This is a genomic window from Curtobacterium sp. MCLR17_031, from assembly GCF_003234775.2.
In the GTDB taxonomy this organism is placed as follows: domain Bacteria; phylum Actinomycetota; class Actinomycetes; order Actinomycetales; family Microbacteriaceae; genus Curtobacterium; species Curtobacterium flaccumfaciens.
Map to the genome: position 1 here is coordinate 3,268,983 of NZ_CP126270.1, position 17,734 is coordinate 3,286,716.

The following is a 17,734-nucleotide window of genomic DNA, read 5'->3' on the forward strand; positions in this document are numbered from 1 at the left end:
CACATGAACGATGCGACGACTGCCCCCGACCGCGTGACCATGTTCGGTGCCGACTGGTGCCGCGACTGCCGTCGGTCCAAGGCGCTGCTCGACACCCTCGGCGTGGACTACGAGTACGTCGACGTGGAGCAGGACCTGTCCGCGGCCGACCGTGCCGAGGCGATCAGCGGCCGGAAGAACATCCCCGTCGTGGTCCTGCCGAACGGCAAGCACTTCGTCGAGCCGTCGGACGCCGAGCTGCGTGCCGAACTCGAGGCCTCCGGCGTCGTCTGATCGCCACTGGCCGTTGCGACTCCACGCACCCAGCGACACCTCACGGGCACTGTGGCGCGTGAGGTGTCGCTGAGCGCGAGAGGTCGCCGCACCGGCACCCCGAGCGGACATCGGATGAATCGGGCATCATGAGCGCGTGATCATCGACGCTCACCACCACCTCTGGGATCCCGCCGACCGGCCGTACCCCTGGATGGACGACTCGGTCGCTCCGATCCGCCGCCGGTTCGACGTGGACGACCTCCGCGCCGCCGCCCGGAGCACCGACGTCACCCGGACGATCGTCGTGCAGGCCGTGCACGACCCCGGCGAGACCGCCTGGCTCCTCGAGCAGCCCGAGCCGGTCGCCGGGGTCGTCGGCTGGGTGGACCTGACCGCCCCGGACGTCGTCGACCGCATCGCCGCACTGATCGCGGGGTCCGGCGGGGGCCGGCCGGCCAGCAGCCAGCTGGCGGGCAACCGGCCGGCCAGCAGCCAGCTGGCGGGCGATCGGCCGGCCGGCACCCGCCTGGTCGGCATCCGCCACCAGGCGCACGACGAACCGGACCCGGATTGGCTCGCCCGGCCCGAGGTCGTCCGCGGAGTCCGTGCGGTGGCCGCCGCCGGCCTGGTGTTCGACGTGCTCGTCCGAGCGCGTGAGCACCGCGCTGCCCTCGCGCTGCTCGACGCCGTGCCCGAGGGATCGTTCGTCCTCGACCACGCCGGCAAACCCGACATCGCGGGCGGGGACCTCGGGTGGGTGAGCCGGATCGACGACTTCGCCGCGCGGCCGAACGTGGCCTGCAAGGTGTCCGGACTGTTCACCGAGGCCGGACCGGAGTGGCGCCGGCAGCCCGTCGACCGGTACGTGCGTGCCGTGGTCGAGCGGTTCGGCCCGGATCGGTCGCTGTTCGGGTCGGACTGGCCCGTCTCGACGCTCGCCACGACCTACGACGACGTGGTGCGGCGGACCACCGACGTGCTGGCCGACCTGACCCCGGACGAACGGCAGTCGGTGCTGAGCGGGACGGCGGAGCGCACGTACCTGCATGGGAGGACCCTCAGCACCCGCGACCTTGTCGGCAACCCGGCGCAGACATAGGATGTCTCTGGTTGCGCCGGTGCAGCCGGAGAGCGAGGAACGATGCAGTTCGCACGACTCGGCCCCGCGGGCGGCGAGATCCCAGTCGCGGTCGACACCGACGGCGAGGTCCTCGACCTCCGCCCGATCACGACCGACATCGGCGGGGCATTCCTGGCGTCCGACCCGGTCGCCCGCGTCCGGCACGCGCGCAGCGCCGGGGACCTCCGAGCGCTGCCGGACGCCGAGGGCCTCCGCCGCGGTGCACCGGTGGCCCGTCCCGGCAAGGTCGTCTGCATCGGCCTGAACTACCGCGACCACGCCGCCGAGACCGGCGCCGAGATCCCGACCGAGCCGATCGTGTTCATGAAGGACCCGATGACGGTGATCGGCCCGGACGACGAGGTCCTGATCCCCCGCGGCAGCGAGAAGACCGACTGGGAGATCGAACTCGCCGTCGTCATCGGGCAGACCGCCCGCTACTGCGACTCCGACGAGGCCGCGAGCGCCTGCATCGCCGGCTACGCCATCGCCAACGACGTCTCCGAACGGGCATTCCAGCTCGAGCTGGGCGGGCAGTGGGACAAGGGGAAGTCCTGCGAGACGTTCAACCCCCTCGGCCCGTGGCTGGTCACCCCCGACCAGGTCGACCCGGCGGCGCTCGCACTCCGGCTCACCGTCAACGGCGAGGTGCGGCAGGACGGCACCACCGCCGACATGATCTTCCGACCCGTCGAGATCGTCCGGTACCTGTCGCAGTTCATGGTGCTGTACCCGGGCGACGTCATCAGCACCGGCACCCCGGCCGGGGTCGCCCTGGCCGGACACGCGCCGTACCTGCAGCCCGGCGACGTGGTCGAGCTCACCGCCGACGGGCTCGGCTCGCAGCGCCAGACAGTGGGAGCAGCCTGATGGACGACACGACCGCCCAGACCGGCACGACGGGGACGCCCGGCACCCACGCGGGTCTCCGCGCGATCGTCACCGGCGGCGCCTCCGGCATCGGCGCGGCCATCGCGGCCGCACTGCAGGAGCGCGGCGCAGCGGTCGCCGTGCTCGACCTGCAACCGTCCGCCGCCGACGGACTCGTCTCCGTCACCTGCGACGTGTCGTCCGACGAGTCCGTCCGTGCCGCCGTCGCGTCGGCCGTCGACCAGCTCGGCGGTCTCGACGTGCTCGTGAACAACGCCGGCATCGGCGCCCAGGGCACGGTCGAGGACAACTCCGACGACGAGTGGCGCCGCGTGTACGAGGTCAACGTGCTCGGCGCCGTGCGCCTGTCCCGCGCCGCGCTCCCCCACCTCCGAGCGTCGGACAGCGCGAGCATCGTCAACACGTGCTCCGTCGCGGCCACCGCCGGGCTGCCCCAGCGGGCGCTCTACTCCGCCACGAAGGGGGCGATCTCCGCACTCACCCGCGCGATGGCCGCCGACCACGTCCGCGAGGGCATCCGCGTCAACGCCGTCAACCCCGGCACCGCCGACACCCCGTGGATCGCGCGACTCCTGTCGTCCGCGGACGACCCGGCCGCCGAACGCGCCGCGCTCGAGGCACGCCAGCCGCACGGACGTCTGGTGCAGGCGGCGGAGGTCGCCGAGGCGGTCGCCTACCTGACGAGCCCGCTCGCCCGGTCGACGACGGGCGTCGAGCTGGCGGTCGACGGCGGGATGCAGGCACTCCGGCTGCGGCCGGCCTGATGGTCGTCCCGCGGCTCCGCCGCACCGGCCTGGAGGCCCGTCCCGGGTATCGTCGGGACCTCCCGTCGCGCACGCGGCCGGGTCCACAGGAGGTGGTGACGTGGCGTCGTTGACCGACGATGCGATCGCACGCATCCAGCAGATGATCGTGAGCGGCGAGCTCCAACCCGGCCAGCGCCTCCCGCCCGAGAAGGAACTGAGCGAGTCGCTCGGCCTGTCCCGCAACAGTCTCCGCGAAGCCGTGAAGGCGCTCGAGCTGATCCGCGTGCTCGACGTCCGACGGGGCGACGGCACCTACGTGACGTCGCTCGAACCGGGCGTCCTCCTCGAGGCGGTGTCGTTCGTCGTCGACATGCACCACGACCGGTCGCTCGTCGACCTGCTCGAGGTGCGCCGCATCCTGGAACCGGCGTCCGCCGTCCTGGCGACGGCCCGTGCCACGGAGCAGCAGATCGACGAACTCGCGACCCTGATGCAGTCCGTCGGCGAGGACACCGGCGTCGAGGACCTCGTCGCCCACGACCTGCTGTTCCACTCGACCATCGCGGGCATCGGCGGCAACCAGTACCTGTCCGGGCTGCTCGACGCCCTGTCGAGCAAGACGGTGCGGGTGCGGGTGTGGCGCGGGCTGACGCAGAACGGCTCGGTGCAGCGGACCCTCGACGAGCACGCGGCCATCGTCGACGCCATCCGGCGCCGGGATCCGCAGCTCGTGCAGGCCCTCGTCGTGTCCCACGTCGAAGGTGTCGAGCGCTGGTTGCGGCGCTCCCTCGACTGAACCCGACAATCCTCCCAGGAACCTCGGAGTTGTGTCGGTCCTCGGCCCTGACTCCGGCAACCATGCCGCGGCAACCGCACCCACGAGGAGGACACCGTGCTCGGTCTCATCATCAGCTTGATCATCATCGGACTCATCGCCGGCGCTCTCGCCCGGCTCATCATCCCCGGCAAGCAGAACATCGGCATCCTCATGACGATCGTCCTGGGCATCGTCGGCTCGTTCGTCGGCGGGTTCCTCGGGTTCCTGATCTTCCAGCACGACCCGATGGACGGCTTCTTCCAGCCCGCCGGCATCATCGGCTCGATCATCGGCGCCATCATCGTGCTGTTCATCTACACGCGCGTCGCCGGCCGCGGTTCGCGCCGCTAGGCACCACGCTGCCGGTCCGACCGGCGCACCACCGAAGTCACCCCGAACCACGCAGACGCGTGGTTCGGGGTGACTTTCGTCGTACGTGGCGTCACATCGCGAGCAGGCCCGCTGCACGCAGGTCGTCCCAGAGCGCCTCGGGCACGACGGCGGCGGCCCGGGCGACGTTCGAGCGCACCTGGTCGGCAGACTGCACCCCGAGGGCGATCGCCGCGACCGCCGGGGCCCGACGCGGGAACGCCAGCGCGGCCTCGGGCAGCGTGACCCCGTGGCGCTCGCAGACGTCGGCGATGGAATTCGCCCGCGCGAGCAGCTGCGCAGAGGCCTCGGCGTAGTCGTAGGTCGCACCCGCCGAAGGGCGCTCCTGCCCGAGCAGCCCCGAGTTGTAGACCCCGACCGCCACGACCGCGACGCCCAGCGACGCGCACCGGTCGACGAGCGCCGACGCCGGTTGCTCGAGCAGGGTGTACCGCCCGGCGAGCATGACGACGTCGCAGAGCCCGGTGTCGACGGCCGCCGACAGCGCCTCGACGGAGTTCGACCCGACGCCGACCGCCCGCACGACGCCCTCGTCGCGGAGCTCGGCGAGCGTCGGCAGCGCCTGGGTCAGACCGTCGGTGAGTGAGTACACGTCCGGGTCGTGCAGGTAGGCGACGTCGACGTGGTCGAGCCCGAGGCGGCCGAGCGACTCGTCGAGCGAGCGCCGCACGCCCGACGGCGACGGGTCCCACTGCCGCACGGTGTCGTCCGGCACCGCGAAGCCCCCGGACGCCAGGTCGTCGCCGTCACCGCGCCCGGGCACGAGCACCCGCCCGACCTTCGTCGACACGAGGAAGTCCTGCCGGGGGTGCCCGGCGAGCGCCGCCCCGAGCCGCCGTTCGGACAGGCCCAGGCCGTAGTGCGGGGCGGTGTCGAACCCGCGCACCCCGGCGTCCCATGCGGCGTCGACCGTGGCGCGGGCGTCGTCGTCGGACACCGGACGGAGCAGGTTGCCGATGCCGGCCCCGCCGAACCAGAACGGACCGCGGTCCAGGTCCAGGTCGAGGGCCGTCACGGGTCCACCTGGTCCGCGTGGTGCACCTGGTCCGCCAGCGACCAGACCCGCGGGACCCCGTCGTCGTCGCCCGAGTAGTCGTCGTCCGCCTCGAGCAGCGGGTTGATCGTCTCCTGCCACTCGGCGTTGACCGGGTCGTCGGCGAGCGCCCGGCGCATCGCCCGGTGGTCCTCGACCTCGATCAGGTGGACCAGGTCGAGCCCGTCCCGCCAGATCGTCCAGTCGTGCACGCCAGCCTCGCGCAGTCGCGCCGCGAGCGCGGGCGGGACCGAGGCGTGCACGGTGTCGTACGCCGCCTCGTTCCCGGCCCGCAGTCGCGTCCGCGTCAGGATCCGCTGCATCAGTCGCGCAGGAACAGCTCGACGACGGGCACGGCGACGTCGGGCCGCACGATCGGCAGCGTCAGGGTGAGCGTGCCGGCGGGCTGACCGCCGAGCCCGGTGTTCTGCGCCCGGGTGCCCGGCGGGATCTCGCGGAAGTGGATCTCCGATGCGTCGTTGAGCAGCTGCGCGTACGCCACCCGGCCGGCGAGGTCGGGCAGGTGCACGTGCTCGAACGGCCACGCGAGCAGGTGCAGGTACAGGCGGTTGCCGTTCTGCGTGTAGACGGTGTTCCGCGGGGCGACGAACCGCGACGGCCCCGCCCCGTACACCGAGCGGGCGTGCTGGCGCATCCACGTCCCGATGCCGTCGAGTGTCTGCCGCGAGACCCCGTCGAACTCGCCGCGACCGGTCGGCCCGATGTTGAGCAGCATGTTCCCGTTGTTCGAGACCCCGTCGACGAGCATGCGGACGAGCAGGTCGACCGGCTTCAGGTTCAGGTTGTCGCGGTCGTAGCCCCACGAGCCGTTCAGCGTCTGGCAGGCCTCCCACGGCACCGGGACGCCGTCGACCTCCATCGGCTTGTCGGGCTGGTACTGCTCGGGGGTGACCAGGTCACCGGGGATGTCGAGCCGGTCGTTCACGATGATGCCGGGCTGCAGTCGCTTGGTCAGCGCCATGAGCTCCTCGGACCCCCACTCGTCCCGGCCCTTGCCGCCCCAGATGTCCTCGTGGTCGTTGTCCCGGTACGAGAAGTCGTAGAACAGGTAGTCGATCTGCCCGTAGTCGGTGAGCAGCTCCTCGACCTGACCGTGGAGGTACTCGCGGTAGCGCGACATGTCGCGGCCCTCGTTGAACGCCTCGATCTCCTCCGGCGAGTCGTCGCGCCGGGGGTGCACGCCGTCGACGGTGAAGTCCGGGTGGTGCCAGTCGATGAGCGAGTGGTAGAAGCCGACCCGCAGCCCCTCGGCACGGACGGCGTCGACGAACTCGCGCACGATGTCACGGCCGAACGGGGTGTTCGTGGACTTGTAGTCGGTCAGGGCGGTGTCCCACAGGCAGAAGCCCTCGTGGTGCTTCGTGGTGAGGACGACGTACTTCATCCCCGCCTGCCGTGCCCGACGTGCCCAGTCCGCGGCGTCGAACAGGTCCGGGTCGAAGTGGTCGAAGTACTTCTGGTAGTCCTCGTCGGTGATCCGTTCGCGGTTCTTGACCCACTCGTGCCGTGCCGGCAGGGCGTACAGCCCCCAGTGGATGAACATGCCGAACCGGTCGTGGGAGAACCACGCGGGGAACCCCGCGGAGTCGGTCGCGGTCTGCGGCTCGGCAGGTGCGGTGATGGTCATGAGGCCAGTGTTCCTTTCAGTGGAGGACGAGAGGGGGACGGTCGGCGGTGTCACCGGCCGCCGAGACCGCTGGTGACGATCCCCTTGACGAGGTGCTTCTGGAGCAGGATCAGCAGGACCACCGTGGGCAGCATCGAGATCACCGACGCCGCCATCACGAGGTTCCACTCGGAGCCCTGCTGCCCGAAGAACTGCTGCAGGCCGAGCGGGATGGTGCCACGGGCCTCGACGTCGTTGACGATGACGAGCGGCCAGAGGAACGAGTTCCAGTACGCGATGAACGAGAAGACGGCGAGGACCGCCATCGTCGGTCGGGCCAGCGGGAGCATCACCGAGAAGAACGTCCGGATCGCTCCGGCTCCGTCCACCCGGGCGGCGTCGTCGAGCTCCTGCGGCACGGTGAGGAAGAACTGCCGCACCAGGAACGCGCCGAGTGCCGTGAACGCCCACGGGATGATGAGCGCCTGGAACGTGTCGACCCACCCGAAGCCCTGCATCATCACGTACATCGGGATGACGAGGACGTCCTGCGGGATCATCAGCGTCGCCAGGAACAGGACGAACACCGTGTTCCGGCCGCGCCACCGCAGTCGCGAGAACGCGTAGCCGGACAGCACCGCGACGGCGACGTTGATCGCCGTGCCGGCCGCGGCGACGAAGACACCGTTCAGGATGAACCGGGCGAACGGCAGGTACGTGAACGCCTGTGCGTAGTTGCCCCATTCGATGGACGAGCCCCAGAGCGTCGGCGGGGTCGTGAACACGTCGGCCGACGGCTTCAGACTCGTCGCCACCATGTAGATGAGCGGCGAGACGAACAGCAGGGCCACCAGGCAGAGCAGCACGTAGCCCACCGCGTGGCGCACCCGGCCGGTCTGCCGGTGCGTGCGGGGCAGCGCCCGCGGGTTGATCGTCCGGTTGGACGAGGTCAGTTCAGTCATAGTGCACCCACCGCTTCTGTCCGAGGAACTGGATGGCCGTGATGCCGAGGATGATGACGAACAGCACCCACGCTCCGGCCGATGCGAGTCCGAGCTGCTGGGTCTGGAACCCCGTGTTGTAGATGTACTGCACCAGGGTCTCGGTGGCGGTGCCGGGGCCGCCCTTCGTCAGGACGAACGGCTGCACGAACACCTGGAACGAGGTGATCAGGGTCATCATCGTCGCGAAGAAGATCGACGGCGAGATGAGCGGGAACTTGATCCGCCAGAACATCTGCCAGGCGTTCGCCCCGTCGAGCTGCGCAGCCTCGATCTGGTTCTCCGGCACCGAGTCGAGCGCCGCCGAGAAGATCAGCATGTTGTAGCCGAACCCCTGCCAGACGCTCATCGCGACGACGGCGAGCATGGCCCAGTTGTCGTCGGCCAGGAAGTTCGGGGCGTTCACGCCGACGGTCGACTGCAGCGTCGCGTCGATGGCACCGCCCGGCTGGTACAGCATCCGCCAGACGACGACGTTCGCGACGATCGGCGTGATGGTCGGGATGAAGAACAGCACGCGGAAGACGTGCCGGTGGCGGATCTTCGGCGTGAGCCAGGCCGCGAGCCCGAGGGACACGACCAGGTTGAGCGGCACGTAGAGCACGACGAACAGCACGGTGTTCAGCGTCACGGTGCGGAAGATCGGGTCGGAGAACAGCTGCGCGTAGTTCGACAGGCCGGCCCACGAGCGTTCGCCGAGCATCGGCCAGTTCATGAAGCTCACGACGAGCGACGCGAGGATCGGGAACGCCGTGAACACGACGAGGCCGATCGAGTGCGGAGCGGCGAAGGCGGCGCCCCACCAGGAGCGGCGGCCGAGCTCGGCGTCGGCGCCGCTGTCCTTCCGGCGCGGGGCCGCCCCGGTCGCGACCGCGACCGCGGGGGCGGGCAGCGCCGCCTCGGCGGGTGGGTCCTGGATGGTGGTCATGCGACGGCCTCCTCGTCGTTCGCGCGGTCCTGGTCAGGGGATGAGACAGGCCGGGAGGCGCGGGGCGGGGTCCACCCGCGCCTTCCGTCCGTCAGGGGGTGACGCCCGTCACTGCGAGCCGAGCTGGCTCGCGATGGACGACATCGTCTCCTTGCCGGAGGTCTGTCCGTTCACCGCCTGCAGGGCGTACTGCGCGAAGAGCTGGTTGAGCTGGTCGCTCTGCTTGTTGCCGGGCAACGGGGTGGCGTTCTCGAGCCCGGTCTTCAGGGCGTCCTCGACCCCGTCGATGCCGGCGTTGTCGTACCAGGCCTGCTGCGCCGCGGTGCGTGCCGGGAAGGCGCGACCCTGCTCGGCGAGCGAGGTGAGCGTGGCCTCGTTCGTCATCGTGGTGATGGCCTTGAACGCCTGCTCGGGGTACTTGCACTGCTTCGAGATGCCGAAGCCCGACCCGGCGGCGAACGAGCTGGGGCCGTCCGTTCCCGAGGGGATCGTCGTGATGCCGAGGTCGAACTTGACCTTGGCCTTCTGGCTGATGATCGACCAGGGGCCGTCGCTGTACATCGCCACGTCACCGGACACGAACGCGTTGTCGTCGGTGGAACCGTCGGTGCTCGCCTGCGTGGCGTAGCCGTCCTTCACCAGACCGCCGATCCAGTCGAGCCCCTCGGCGAACTCCGCGTTCGAGGCGTCGAGCGTGCCGTCCTCGTCGATGACCCGACCGCCGTTGTAGCCGAGGACCATCGACTCGAGGGGGATGTCCTCGACGCTCGTGCCCCAGATCGGCGTGCCCGCGGCCTTGAGCTCCTTCGCAGCGTCCTCGAACTCGTCGACCGTCCAGCCCGGCTTCGGCTCGTCGACGCCCGCCTTCTCGAAGATGTCCTTGTTGTAGAACATGACCATGGGGCCGGTGTCGTACGGCAGCCCGTAGAGCTTGCCGTCGACCTTCATGCCGTCGAGCCCGGTCTGGTCGTACTCACCCAGGTCGAGGTCGGCCTGCTTCGCCATGTCGTCGATCGGCACGAGCACGTCCGTGTAGTTCGCGGCGCGGAGCGACTGGATGCTCACGATGCAGGGTGCGGTGCCGGTGGACAGCTGGGTGCGGAGCTTGGTCCAGTAGTCGTTGAAGGGTGAGCCCTGGATCGAGACGTCCACGTCGTCGTCGGTCTTGACCGTGTCGGCGACCTTCTGCCACGCGGCCTTGTCCTCCTTCCCGGCGATCCACATGGCCCAGGTGAGGGAGTCCTTCGACTGGCCGTCGCTGGCGTTGCTGCCAGCGGAACAGCCGGTGAGCACGAGCACGGCAGCTGCTGCTGCCGCCAGCCCGGCGGTGCGTCGTCGTTGCATCGGTGTCTCCACTTCGTCGTGGTGATGGGGTGTGCGGTGGGGTGTTCAGGCGACCCGGACGGCGTCCGGGACCCGATCGGGATCGGACTCGGCCCAGACCGGGCCGTCCGGGAACGCGTGGGTGGTCAGGGTGTCGGCGAGCATCTCGGTGCCGGCGCCGGGCGTGGTCGGCGGCCAGTAGCGGCCGTCGTGGACGTCGACCGGTGTCACGAAGTGCTCGTGCAGGTGGTCGACGAACTCGATGCACCGGGTGTCGAGGTCACCGGTCAGGGCGACCGCGTCGAACATCGACAGGTGCTGCACCGCCTCGCACAGGCCGACGCCGCCGGCGTGTGGGCACACACGGACGCCGTGCTTGGCGGCGAGGAGCAGGATCGCCAGGTTCTCGTTCACCCCGGCGACCCGGGTGGCGTCGATCTGCAGCACCGACATCGACCCGGCCTGGATCAGCTGCTTCGCGATCACTCGGTTCGCCATGTGCTCCCCCGTCGCGACCGGGATCGGGGCGATGCGCCGGGCGATCTCGGCGTGGGCGAGGATGTCGTCCGGGCTCGTCGGCTCCTCGACCCACGCGACGTCGAAGGGGCGGAGCCGGTCGATCCACGCCACGGCCTCGTCGACGTCCCAGCGCTGGTTCGCATCGATCGCGATCCGGACGTCCGGGCCGACGGTGGCACGGGCGATGCCCATCCGTCGGACGTCCTCGTCCACGTCGCCGCCGACCTTGAGCTTGATCTGGGTGAACCCGTCGTCCACGGCTTCCCGGCACAGCCGCGCGAGCTTCTCGTCGTCGTAGCCGAGCCAGCCCGGGGTCGTCGTGTAGGCGCGGTAGCCCTCACGCTCCAGGCGCGCTCGACGTTCGGCACGCATCGGTTCGGCGGCGCGGAACAGTTCGAGCGCCTCGGCCGGGGTGATCGCGTCGGTCAGGTACCGGAAGTCCACCAGGTCGACGAGCTCCTCGGGTCGCAGGTCGGCGAGCAGGGCCCACAGCGGCTGCCCCGCACGCTTCGCACGCAGGTCCCACAGGGCGTTGACGACGGCGCCGATCGCCATGTGCATGACGCCCTTCTCCGGGCCGAGCCACCGCAGCTGCGAGTCGTGCACCATCGCGCGCCAGGTACCGCCCATGTCGGCCAGGACCGCATCGGCATCGGCGCCGACGACGTGCCCACGGAGGGCTGCGATCGCCGACTCCTGCACCTCGTTGCCGCGGCCGATGGTGAAGACGAAGCCGGTGCCGACCAGGCCGTCGAGCGCGTCGGTGGTGAGCTCGACGTAGGCGGCGGAGTAGTCGGGTGCGGGGTTCATGGCGTCGGACCCGTCGTGCTCTCGCGAGGTCGGGAACCGGATGTCGTGCACGTGCAGACCGGTGATGCGGCTCATCTGTGTCTCCTGCCGTCCGGTCTCCGTCGACCGAACGGTGCAATCAAAACATCCGATGTCTCGTGCGTCAAGAGCCTTGTTCTTGCGGTTCTGGCGAAAGTGGCCGCCCAACCGTCCGATGACTGCGCGACCGACGGTGTGGACGCGACAACGGCCTGGAGGCGCGGTGCGGGTCCGACCCGCACCGCGCCTCCAGGCCGTGGTCGCCCCGCGCCGGGGGCGACGCGATGGTCACGCTGGTCAGGCGGTGGCGAGCCGCCCCATCTCGGCGACGACCGCGCGCAGCCGCGCAGCGAGCTCGTCGCGTGAGCCGTCCGCCGATCGGTGGGCGGACTCGATCACAGCGGCCATCACGAGGGTGGTCGCGGTCCGCGCGGTGTCCTCGTCGACGCGCTCTGCGGCGACCGCCAGCACGGTCTGCCGCGCGTGCGCCATCCACTGCATCATCGCCGGGACCATCTCGGGGCGGGCTCGGACGAGCTCCTTCATGCGCCGGCGGTCCTGCGGCAGGGTGACCGTGTGCGCGACGAGGTCGCAGAGGTCCGACACGAGCGGACCCGTCGCACCGAGGAACGCTGCGCGCGCCGCGTCCGGGACCGTCGTCGCCGGCAGTCCGAGGGCTGCCTCGGCCTTCGACGGGAAGTAGTTGAAGAACGTCCGCGGGGAGACCCCGGCGTCCGCGCAGATCTGCTCGACGGTCACCCCGGCGAGCCCGTGGTCGGTGACCAGGGCGAGTGCCGACCGGTGGATGGCGGACCGGGTCTGCTGCTTCTTGCGCTCCCGCAGGCCGCAGTCGCTCGCGACGAGGTCCTCGGTGGTGGTGGGCTGGTGCACGTGTTGCGCTCCGTCCTGCTCTCGGGCCCGTGCGACGCCGGGCCTCCGCGTCGTGTGACGGGGAGGCCCGGCGTGGTTCAGACCTGCGACCGACCGCCCTGGACGGGGATCGAACCGGTGACCGGTGCGGTGGGCGAGCCCATCGTGTCCGCGGCCCGCACGGCCTGCGCCTCGAGGTCGTCGGCGGTGCCGGCGTCGTCCGCCTGCTCCTGCAGGGCCGAGCTCTTGCGGAGCGGCGGCGCCTTGAAGAAGAAGCTCAGGACGAACGCGAGCAGGATCACCGCGAAGCCGACCCAGTAGACGGTCACGGCCGACGCGTTGAACCCGGACATGAACGGCCGGGTCAGGGCTGCGTCCGCACCGTTGAGGTACGACGTGTCGCTCGTCTCGGCGTTCGAGTCGCTCGAGTCGTTCGCGCCCTTGTCGATCTGCTCCGACAGCTCCGGTGCGAGCTGGTCCACCCAGTAGGTGCGCTGCGACGAGTCGGACCAGTCGACGACGAGCCGGCCGTCCTGCACGCTGGCGTGCGCCTTGTCGGCGGCGGCGGTGAGCGCCTGCTGCTGCACGGCGTCGGGAGCCCCGGCGGTGGCCTGGGTCACCTGGTCGGTGGCGGTGTCGAGGCCGGACTGCACCTGCTGCTGGAGCGGGGTGACGATCGGGTCCCAGATCTGGTCCATGACGCCCTGGTTCGCCTTCGCGCTGGCGATCTCCGGGTCGAGCGCCGCACTGAGGGCGGGCTTCAGGTTCGACTCGTCCGCTGTGGCGTGCAGGATGTTCGTCGGCATGAGCGAGAACAGGACGGACAGCAGGACGGCGGTGCCGAGCGTGCCACCGATCTGGCGGAAGAACGTGGCGGACGACGTCGCCACACCCATGTCGCGCGGCTCCACCGAGTTCTGCGAGGCCAGGGTGATGCTCTGCATGAGCTGGCCGAGCCCGAGGCCGATCAGGAACATGCCGATCATCAGGAACCACAGCGGCTTGTCGATCGTCATGAACGTCAGGACGACGTAGCCGAGCGACACCAGGGCCGTGCCGATGACCGGGAAGATCCGGTAGCGGCCGGTGCGGGCCACGATCTGCCCCGAAGCGATCGAGGCGATCATCAGCCCACCGATCATCGGCAGCGTCGCGAACCCGGACTCGGTCGGCGTCAGGCCGGTGACGATCTGCAGGTACAGCGGGATGGTGAGCATCGCGCCGAACATCGCGAAGCCGACCAGGAAGCCCAGGATGGTCGCCATCGAGAACGTGCTCGAGCGGAAGAGCTTGAGCGGGATGATCGCGTCGTCCTGCATGCGGGTCTCGATCACCAGGAAAGCGACGAGGCCGAGCGCACCGATGACGTAGCAGGCGATCGCGCTGGCCGAACCCCAGCCCCACGTGCGGCCCTGCTCCGCGACGAGGAGCAGCGGCGCGAGCGTGACGATGACCGAGGTCGCGCCCCACCAGTCGATGCGCGGCTTGGCCTTGGCCTCGCCGAACTTCGGCAGGTGCAGGAACGCGATCACCATGAGGAGCGCGGCGACGCCGATGGGCACGTTGATCAGGAAGACCCAGCGCCAGCCGGTGATGCCGACGATCGAGCTCGCACCGGCGAACAGGCCACCGATGAGCGGGCCGATCACGGACGAGATGCCGAAGACCGCCAGGAAGTAGCCCTGGTACTTCGCGCGCTCACGGGGCGCGAGGATGTCGCCCATGATCGCGAGCGGCAGCGACATCAGCGCACCGGCACCGATGCCCTGGAACGCGCGGAAGGCGGCGAGCATGGTCATCGACGTCGACAGGGTCGAGAGCAGCGACCCGAGGATGAAGACCGCGATGCCGAAGATGTAGAGCGGGCGACGGCCGAAGACGTCGGAGAGCTTGCCGTAGATCGGCGTGGTGATGGTCGACGCGATCAGGTAGGCCGTCGTGACCCAGGCCTGCTGGTCGAGGCCGTGCAGGTCGTCGCCGATCGTGCGGATCGCCGTGCCGACGATGGTCTGGTCGAGCGACGACAGGAACATGCCCGCCATCAGGCCGTAGATGACGAGCAGGATCTGGCGGTGCGACATGATCGGCTTGCCCGGCGTGCTCGCCGGGGAGTCCTGTCGTCCGCGCGACACCTCGACGGGTGCGGTGGCAGTGGACATGCGGAGTTCCTCACAGGGGATGTGGCGTGGTGGTCGTCGGCCTGGTCGGGACCCCGAACGGGTGTCAACCTTGCAGGCTCTGCAACTTTACACCGCAAGCACCTTTGCTGCCAACGCAAAGTTGCCGAGCATGCACGTTCGTGTACGGGTTCTCAGGTAGCGTCGGCGCATGGGGCGAACCACCTGGACCGATGTACCGACGACGCTGCGGCAGCAGGTGGAGGGGGTGCTGGGCGGTCCGGTCGTGACCGCCGAGTCCCAGGCGAGCGGGTGGTCTCCCGGCAGCGCCGACCGGGTGTCGACCGCGGCGGGACGACGGGCGTTCGTGAAGACCGTGTCGCGCTCGCGCAACGAGGCAGCCCTCGAGCTGCACCGCCGCGAGGCCGCCGTCATGGCCCAGCTGCCGACCACCGTGCAGGCACCACGGCTGCTCGACGCGCTGCACGCCACGGTCGACGGCGACGACTGGGTCGCGCTCGTGCTCGACGACGTCGCAGGCCAGCACCCGGGGCGGCACCTCGACGGATCGGACACGACGGCCGTGCTCGACGCACTCCACACGCTGCCGCCCGCGACCGGTGGGCTGGCGACGCTCCCCCGCATCGCCGAGGACCTGCGCGGTGAGTTCGGAGCCTGGGACCGGATGCTGGCCGACGACGCGGACGCCGTCCGTGTCGCCGGGGTCGTCCCGCCGCACGTCCTCGACGCCGGGCCCGCGATCGCCCGCGCGGCAGCGGGAGCCGCTGCACTCGTCGATGGCGAGCACCTGGTGCACGCCGACTGCCGAGCGGACAACCTGCTCGTCGACGACGCCGGGCTCGTCTGGGTGGTCGACTGGCCCTGGGCGAGCGTGGGCGCGCACTGGCTCGATCCGCTGACCTACCTGCTCGACACGCTCGTCCGCGGTGAGGACGCCGACGTCGAACACCACCTCGCCACGCACCCGGTCTTCGCCGGGGTGCCCGCCACCACGATCGACGCCGTGCTGGCCGGGCTCGCCGGGCTGTTCTTCGAGCACGCCCTGCCCCCGGCACCGCCGAACATGCCCATGATCCGCGACTTCCAGCGGCGCGAGGGCGTGGCCGCCGCCGAGTGGTTGCTCCGGCGCTGGGCCGACTGACAGCGCGCCCGCCCGAGCGGGGGACGCGTCTGTCCAGGGAGCGCAGCGCACCGGAGCGTACGGTCCACCGCATGACTGACGAGCACCGCACCCCGCGTCCCGAAGACGACGCCGCGCGCCTCGGTCTCGTCGTCGTCGGCGAAGCAGCAGCCCTGCAGTCCGGCGACGAGGCAGCACTGGACGCGAGCGAGCAGAACATCCGCGACACGATCGACGAACTGGTCGACGAGCCCCTGACCCCGCGGCAGGAGGAGGTCGTCGAGCGACTCGCCTCGGCCGGCGGCACCCTGACCGCCGGACTCAGCGGCGCCCTCGCCGCCCAGAGCGGTCGCAGTGTCGACGACGTGCTCGAGGGTGCGGCTCGCAGCGTCGTCTGGCAGCAGCGGCTCGCCGACGAGCGTGAGGACGCCGGCGCACAGCAGCGCGACCCGCAGAACGAGAACGGGCGCGACGAGGGCTGATCCCCCGTCGCGCCCGCTGCAGGCACCCGCCCGGCTACTCGGTCGGCTCGGCCGGTGGCACCGACTGCTCGCGCACGACGGCACGGGCAGCCGCCTGACCCGTCGTGGTGCTCTTCACGATGTCGCTCAGGGTGAACCCGGCGGTGGCACCGAGCAGCGCATCGACCTCGCTGAACTGGCTCACGACGCTCTTCGACAGTGCACCGGCGCCGTCGGAGGACACCACGGTGAGCGTGTCGATGTTGCTCATCGGAGCAGCAAGCTCGCGGGCGATGCTCGGCAGTGCCTCGATGGCCTTGACCCGCAGGACGGCCTCGGAGTGCTGCGCGAGTGCGTCGGCCTGCGCCTTGGTCGCATCGGCCTCGGCCTGACCCTTCGCACGGATCGCGTCGGCGGCGGCTTCACCCTCGGCGCGTGAGGCGTCGGCGGCGAGCTTGCGGGCGTCGGCCTCGGCCTTCGCCTCGGCAGCGACGGCCTCGGCGGAGATCCGGCGGGCCTCGGCCTGGGCGCGGGCGGTCTCGACCTGGGCCCCAGCGGCGGCTTCGGCCTCGACGCGGGTCTTGCGCGCCTGGGCCTCGGCGACGGCGGACACCTCGGACTCGAGCTCGGCACGGCGCAGTTCGGCACGCTTCTGCGCGGTGATCTGCTCCTGCTCGACGACGCCCTGGGACGCACGCGCCTGGGCGAGCGGGCCGGCGGCAGCAGCTTCGGCGGATGCACGGTCGGCGTCGAGCTGCAGCGCGGCACGACGGATGGCCAGCGTGTTCTCGGCCTCGGCGATCGCCTGGTCGGCGGTGGCGCGGGCTTCTCGCGCTTCGCGGTCGGCCTGGGCCTCGGCGTTCTCGGCCTCGAGTCGCACGCGTGCACGCTCGGCACGACCGAGGTCGCTGATGTACTCGTTGCGGTCCGAGATGCCCTTGATCTCGAACGAGTCGACGTCGAGCCCCTGGCTGTGCAGGGCGTCCTGCGCGACGGTGAGGACCGCGACGGTGAGCTGGTCGCGGTTCCGGATGATGGTCGACACGTCGGTCGCACCGATCGAGGCACGGAGCGAGCCGGACAGGACCTCGCGCGCGAAGTCGTCGATCTTCTTCTCCTGGCCGAGGAACCGCTGCGCTGCCGCCCGGATGGACGCGTCGGCCTCGCCCACCTTGACGAGCGCCACGGCCTCGACGTCGATGGTGACGCCACGGGAGTCCTGCGCGTTGACGTTGATGTCGATCGCACGCGAGCTGAGCGACAGCTTCGCGACCTTCTCGAAGAAGGGGCGGACGAGCACACCGGCGCCGAGCACGACCTTGATGCCGGACTCGACGGTCTCGGTGCCGTCGGCGTTCTTGACCTTGCGGGAGCGCTTGCCGGTGATGATGAGCGCTTCGTCGGCACCGGCGTTGCGGTACACGACCTTGGCGTAGATCAGCGCGATCACGGCGAGGACGATGATCCCCACGATGATCAGCGGGACGGCTCCGAGCGCGAACAGGACTTCCATGACTCCCCCTCCGGACCAGGCGCCAGCCTGGATTCCGCATCTGTTGTTCCGTTGGCTCCCATCCTAGGAGCGCACGCGGACAGCCGGGGCGCGCAGGGAAGGGTTGGGGACAACAGACGGGAGGCGCGGTGCAGGATCACCTGCACCGCGCCTC

At 70.6% G+C, this 17,734-nt stretch carries 18 protein-coding genes; 8 read left to right on the forward strand and 10 right to left on the reverse strand.

The genetic code is table 11. The features are described from left to right. The first annotated feature begins 3 nt into the window (after positions 1 to 3). From DEI96_RS15460 to DEI96_RS15485, 6 genes are all read left to right on the forward strand, one after another. Positions 4 to 273 carry a glutaredoxin family protein gene (locus DEI96_RS15460; protein WP_111024318.1) on the forward strand — a complete coding sequence of 90 codons (270 nt, stop codon included), beginning with the start codon at positions 4 to 6 and terminating at the stop codon, positions 271 to 273. 136 nt (positions 274 to 409) lie between these two features. Further along, positions 410 to 1,354, forward strand: coding sequence for an amidohydrolase family protein (locus DEI96_RS15465; RefSeq protein WP_220039133.1), 945 nt, complete (start codon positions 410 to 412; stop codon positions 1,352 to 1,354). Between the two features lie 42 nt (positions 1,355 to 1,396). After that, positions 1,397 to 2,245: a fumarylacetoacetate hydrolase family protein gene (locus DEI96_RS15470; RefSeq protein ID WP_111024316.1), complete on the forward strand. Its 849-nt coding sequence runs from the start codon at positions 1,397 to 1,399 to the stop codon at positions 2,243 to 2,245. Beyond that, positions 2,245 to 3,030, forward strand: a complete 786-nt coding sequence (locus DEI96_RS15475; RefSeq protein ID WP_111024315.1) for an SDR family NAD(P)-dependent oxidoreductase — start codon at positions 2,245 to 2,247, stop codon at positions 3,028 to 3,030. Before DEI96_RS15470 ends, DEI96_RS15475 begins: the two co-directional genes overlap by 1 nt. Positions 3,031 to 3,130: 100 nt before the next feature. Next, positions 3,131 to 3,808: a FadR/GntR family transcriptional regulator gene (locus tag DEI96_RS15480; RefSeq protein ID WP_110862381.1), complete on the forward strand. Its 678-nt coding sequence runs from the start codon at positions 3,131 to 3,133 to the stop codon at positions 3,806 to 3,808. A gap of 96 nt (positions 3,809 to 3,904) precedes the next feature. Next, entirely contained in the window at positions 3,905 to 4,180 is a 276-nt protein-coding gene (locus tag DEI96_RS15485; protein WP_027466577.1) for a GlsB/YeaQ/YmgE family stress response membrane protein, read from the forward strand. Between the two features lie 91 nt (positions 4,181 to 4,271). On the opposite strand, the gene DEI96_RS15490 is transcribed toward DEI96_RS15485, so the two are convergent. The 9 genes from DEI96_RS15490 to DEI96_RS15530 form a co-directional block, all read right to left on the reverse strand. Then, positions 4,272 to 5,234: an aldo/keto reductase gene (locus DEI96_RS15490; RefSeq protein WP_111024314.1), complete on the reverse strand. Its 963-nt coding sequence runs from the start codon at positions 5,232 to 5,234 to the stop codon at positions 4,272 to 4,274. Further along, positions 5,231 to 5,575 carry an L-rhamnose mutarotase gene (locus tag DEI96_RS15495; protein WP_110865414.1) on the reverse strand — a complete coding sequence of 115 codons (345 nt, stop codon included), beginning with the start codon at positions 5,573 to 5,575 and terminating at the stop codon, positions 5,231 to 5,233. Before DEI96_RS15495 ends, DEI96_RS15490 begins: the two co-directional genes overlap by 4 nt. Beyond that, on the reverse strand, positions 5,575 to 6,900 hold the full coding sequence (locus DEI96_RS15500; RefSeq protein WP_111024313.1) for an alpha-L-fucosidase: 1,326 nt from the start codon (positions 6,898 to 6,900) through the stop codon (positions 5,575 to 5,577). The genes DEI96_RS15495 and DEI96_RS15500 overlap by 1 nt, the downstream gene beginning before the upstream one ends. Positions 6,901 to 6,950: 50 nt before the next feature. Next, positions 6,951 to 7,841, reverse strand: a complete 891-nt coding sequence (locus DEI96_RS15505) for a carbohydrate ABC transporter permease (RefSeq protein ID WP_111024312.1) — start codon at positions 7,839 to 7,841, stop codon at positions 6,951 to 6,953. Beyond that, on the reverse strand, positions 7,834 to 8,808 hold the full coding sequence (locus tag DEI96_RS15510) for a carbohydrate ABC transporter permease (protein WP_111024311.1): 975 nt from the start codon (positions 8,806 to 8,808) through the stop codon (positions 7,834 to 7,836). The genes DEI96_RS15505 and DEI96_RS15510 overlap by 8 nt, the downstream gene beginning before the upstream one ends. A 108-nt stretch (positions 8,809 to 8,916) precedes the next feature. Then, positions 8,917 to 10,152, reverse strand: a complete 1,236-nt coding sequence (locus tag DEI96_RS15515) for an ABC transporter substrate-binding protein (RefSeq protein WP_244993259.1) — start codon at positions 10,150 to 10,152, stop codon at positions 8,917 to 8,919. A 45-nt stretch (positions 10,153 to 10,197) separates the two neighbouring features. Beyond that, positions 10,198 to 11,535: an enolase C-terminal domain-like protein gene (locus DEI96_RS15520; RefSeq protein WP_111024309.1), complete on the reverse strand. Its 1,338-nt coding sequence runs from the start codon at positions 11,533 to 11,535 to the stop codon at positions 10,198 to 10,200. Between the two features lie 240 nt (positions 11,536 to 11,775). Further along, positions 11,776 to 12,369, reverse strand: coding sequence for a TetR/AcrR family transcriptional regulator (locus tag DEI96_RS15525; RefSeq protein WP_111024308.1), 594 nt, complete (start codon positions 12,367 to 12,369; stop codon positions 11,776 to 11,778). A 77-nt stretch (positions 12,370 to 12,446) separates the two neighbouring features. After that, a complete protein-coding gene (locus DEI96_RS15530; protein ID WP_111024307.1) occupies positions 12,447 to 14,507 on the reverse strand; it encodes an MDR family MFS transporter in 2,061 nt (686 codons plus the stop codon). Positions 14,508 to 14,676: 169 nt separating this feature from the next. On the opposite strand from DEI96_RS15530, the gene DEI96_RS15535 reads away from it, so the two are divergent. Continuing rightward, positions 14,677 to 15,627, forward strand: a complete 951-nt coding sequence (locus tag DEI96_RS15535) for a phosphotransferase family protein (protein WP_111024306.1) — start codon at positions 14,677 to 14,679, stop codon at positions 15,625 to 15,627. Positions 15,628 to 15,698: 71 nt separating this feature from the next. Beyond that, complete coding sequence (locus DEI96_RS15540) at positions 15,699 to 16,088, forward strand: hypothetical protein (protein ID WP_110893574.1); 390 nt, start codon at positions 15,699 to 15,701, stop codon at positions 16,086 to 16,088. Between the two features lie 34 nt (positions 16,089 to 16,122). Here the strand turns inward: DEI96_RS15540 and DEI96_RS15545 are convergent, their stop codons facing one another. After that, a complete protein-coding gene (locus DEI96_RS15545) occupies positions 16,123 to 17,580 on the reverse strand; it encodes an SPFH domain-containing protein (protein WP_111024305.1) in 1,458 nt (485 codons plus the stop codon). Positions 17,581 to 17,734: the final 154 nt, after the last annotated feature.

Bases quoted from the DNA above. Each gene is read 5' to 3' on its own strand.
- DEI96_RS15515 (WP_244993259.1), bottom strand. From the start codon at position 10,152: ATGCAACGACGACGCACCGCCGGGCTGGCGGCAGCAGCAGCTGCCGTG.
- DEI96_RS15495 (WP_110865414.1), bottom strand. From the start codon at position 5,575: ATGCAGCGGATCCTGACGCGGACGCGACTGCGGGCCGGGAACGAGGCG.
- DEI96_RS15505 (WP_111024312.1), bottom strand. From the start codon at position 7,841: ATGACTGAACTGACCTCGTCCAACCGGACGATCAACCCGCGGGCGCTG.
- DEI96_RS15500 (WP_111024313.1), bottom strand. From the start codon at position 6,900: ATGACCATCACCGCACCTGCCGAGCCGCAGACCGCGACCGACTCCGCG.
- DEI96_RS15470 (WP_111024316.1), top strand. From the start codon at position 1,397: ATGCAGTTCGCACGACTCGGCCCCGCGGGCGGCGAGATCCCAGTCGCG.
- DEI96_RS15510 (WP_111024311.1), bottom strand. From the start codon at position 8,808: ATGACCACCATCCAGGACCCACCCGCCGAGGCGGCGCTGCCCGCCCCC.
- DEI96_RS15530 (WP_111024307.1), bottom strand. From the start codon at position 14,507: ATGTCCACTGCCACCGCACCCGTCGAGGTGTCGCGCGGACGACAGGAC.
- DEI96_RS15545 (WP_111024305.1), bottom strand. From the start codon at position 17,580: ATGGAAGTCCTGTTCGCGCTCGGAGCCGTCCCGCTGATCATCGTGGGG.
- DEI96_RS15535 (WP_111024306.1), top strand. From the start codon at position 14,677: ATGGGGCGAACCACCTGGACCGATGTACCGACGACGCTGCGGCAGCAG.
- DEI96_RS15520 (WP_111024309.1), bottom strand. From the start codon at position 11,535: ATGAGCCGCATCACCGGTCTGCACGTGCACGACATCCGGTTCCCGACC.
- DEI96_RS15460 (WP_111024318.1), top strand. From the start codon at position 4: ATGAACGATGCGACGACTGCCCCCGACCGCGTGACCATGTTCGGTGCC.
- DEI96_RS15540 (WP_110893574.1), top strand. From the start codon at position 15,699: ATGACTGACGAGCACCGCACCCCGCGTCCCGAAGACGACGCCGCGCGC.
- DEI96_RS15475 (WP_111024315.1), top strand. From the start codon at position 2,245: ATGGACGACACGACCGCCCAGACCGGCACGACGGGGACGCCCGGCACC.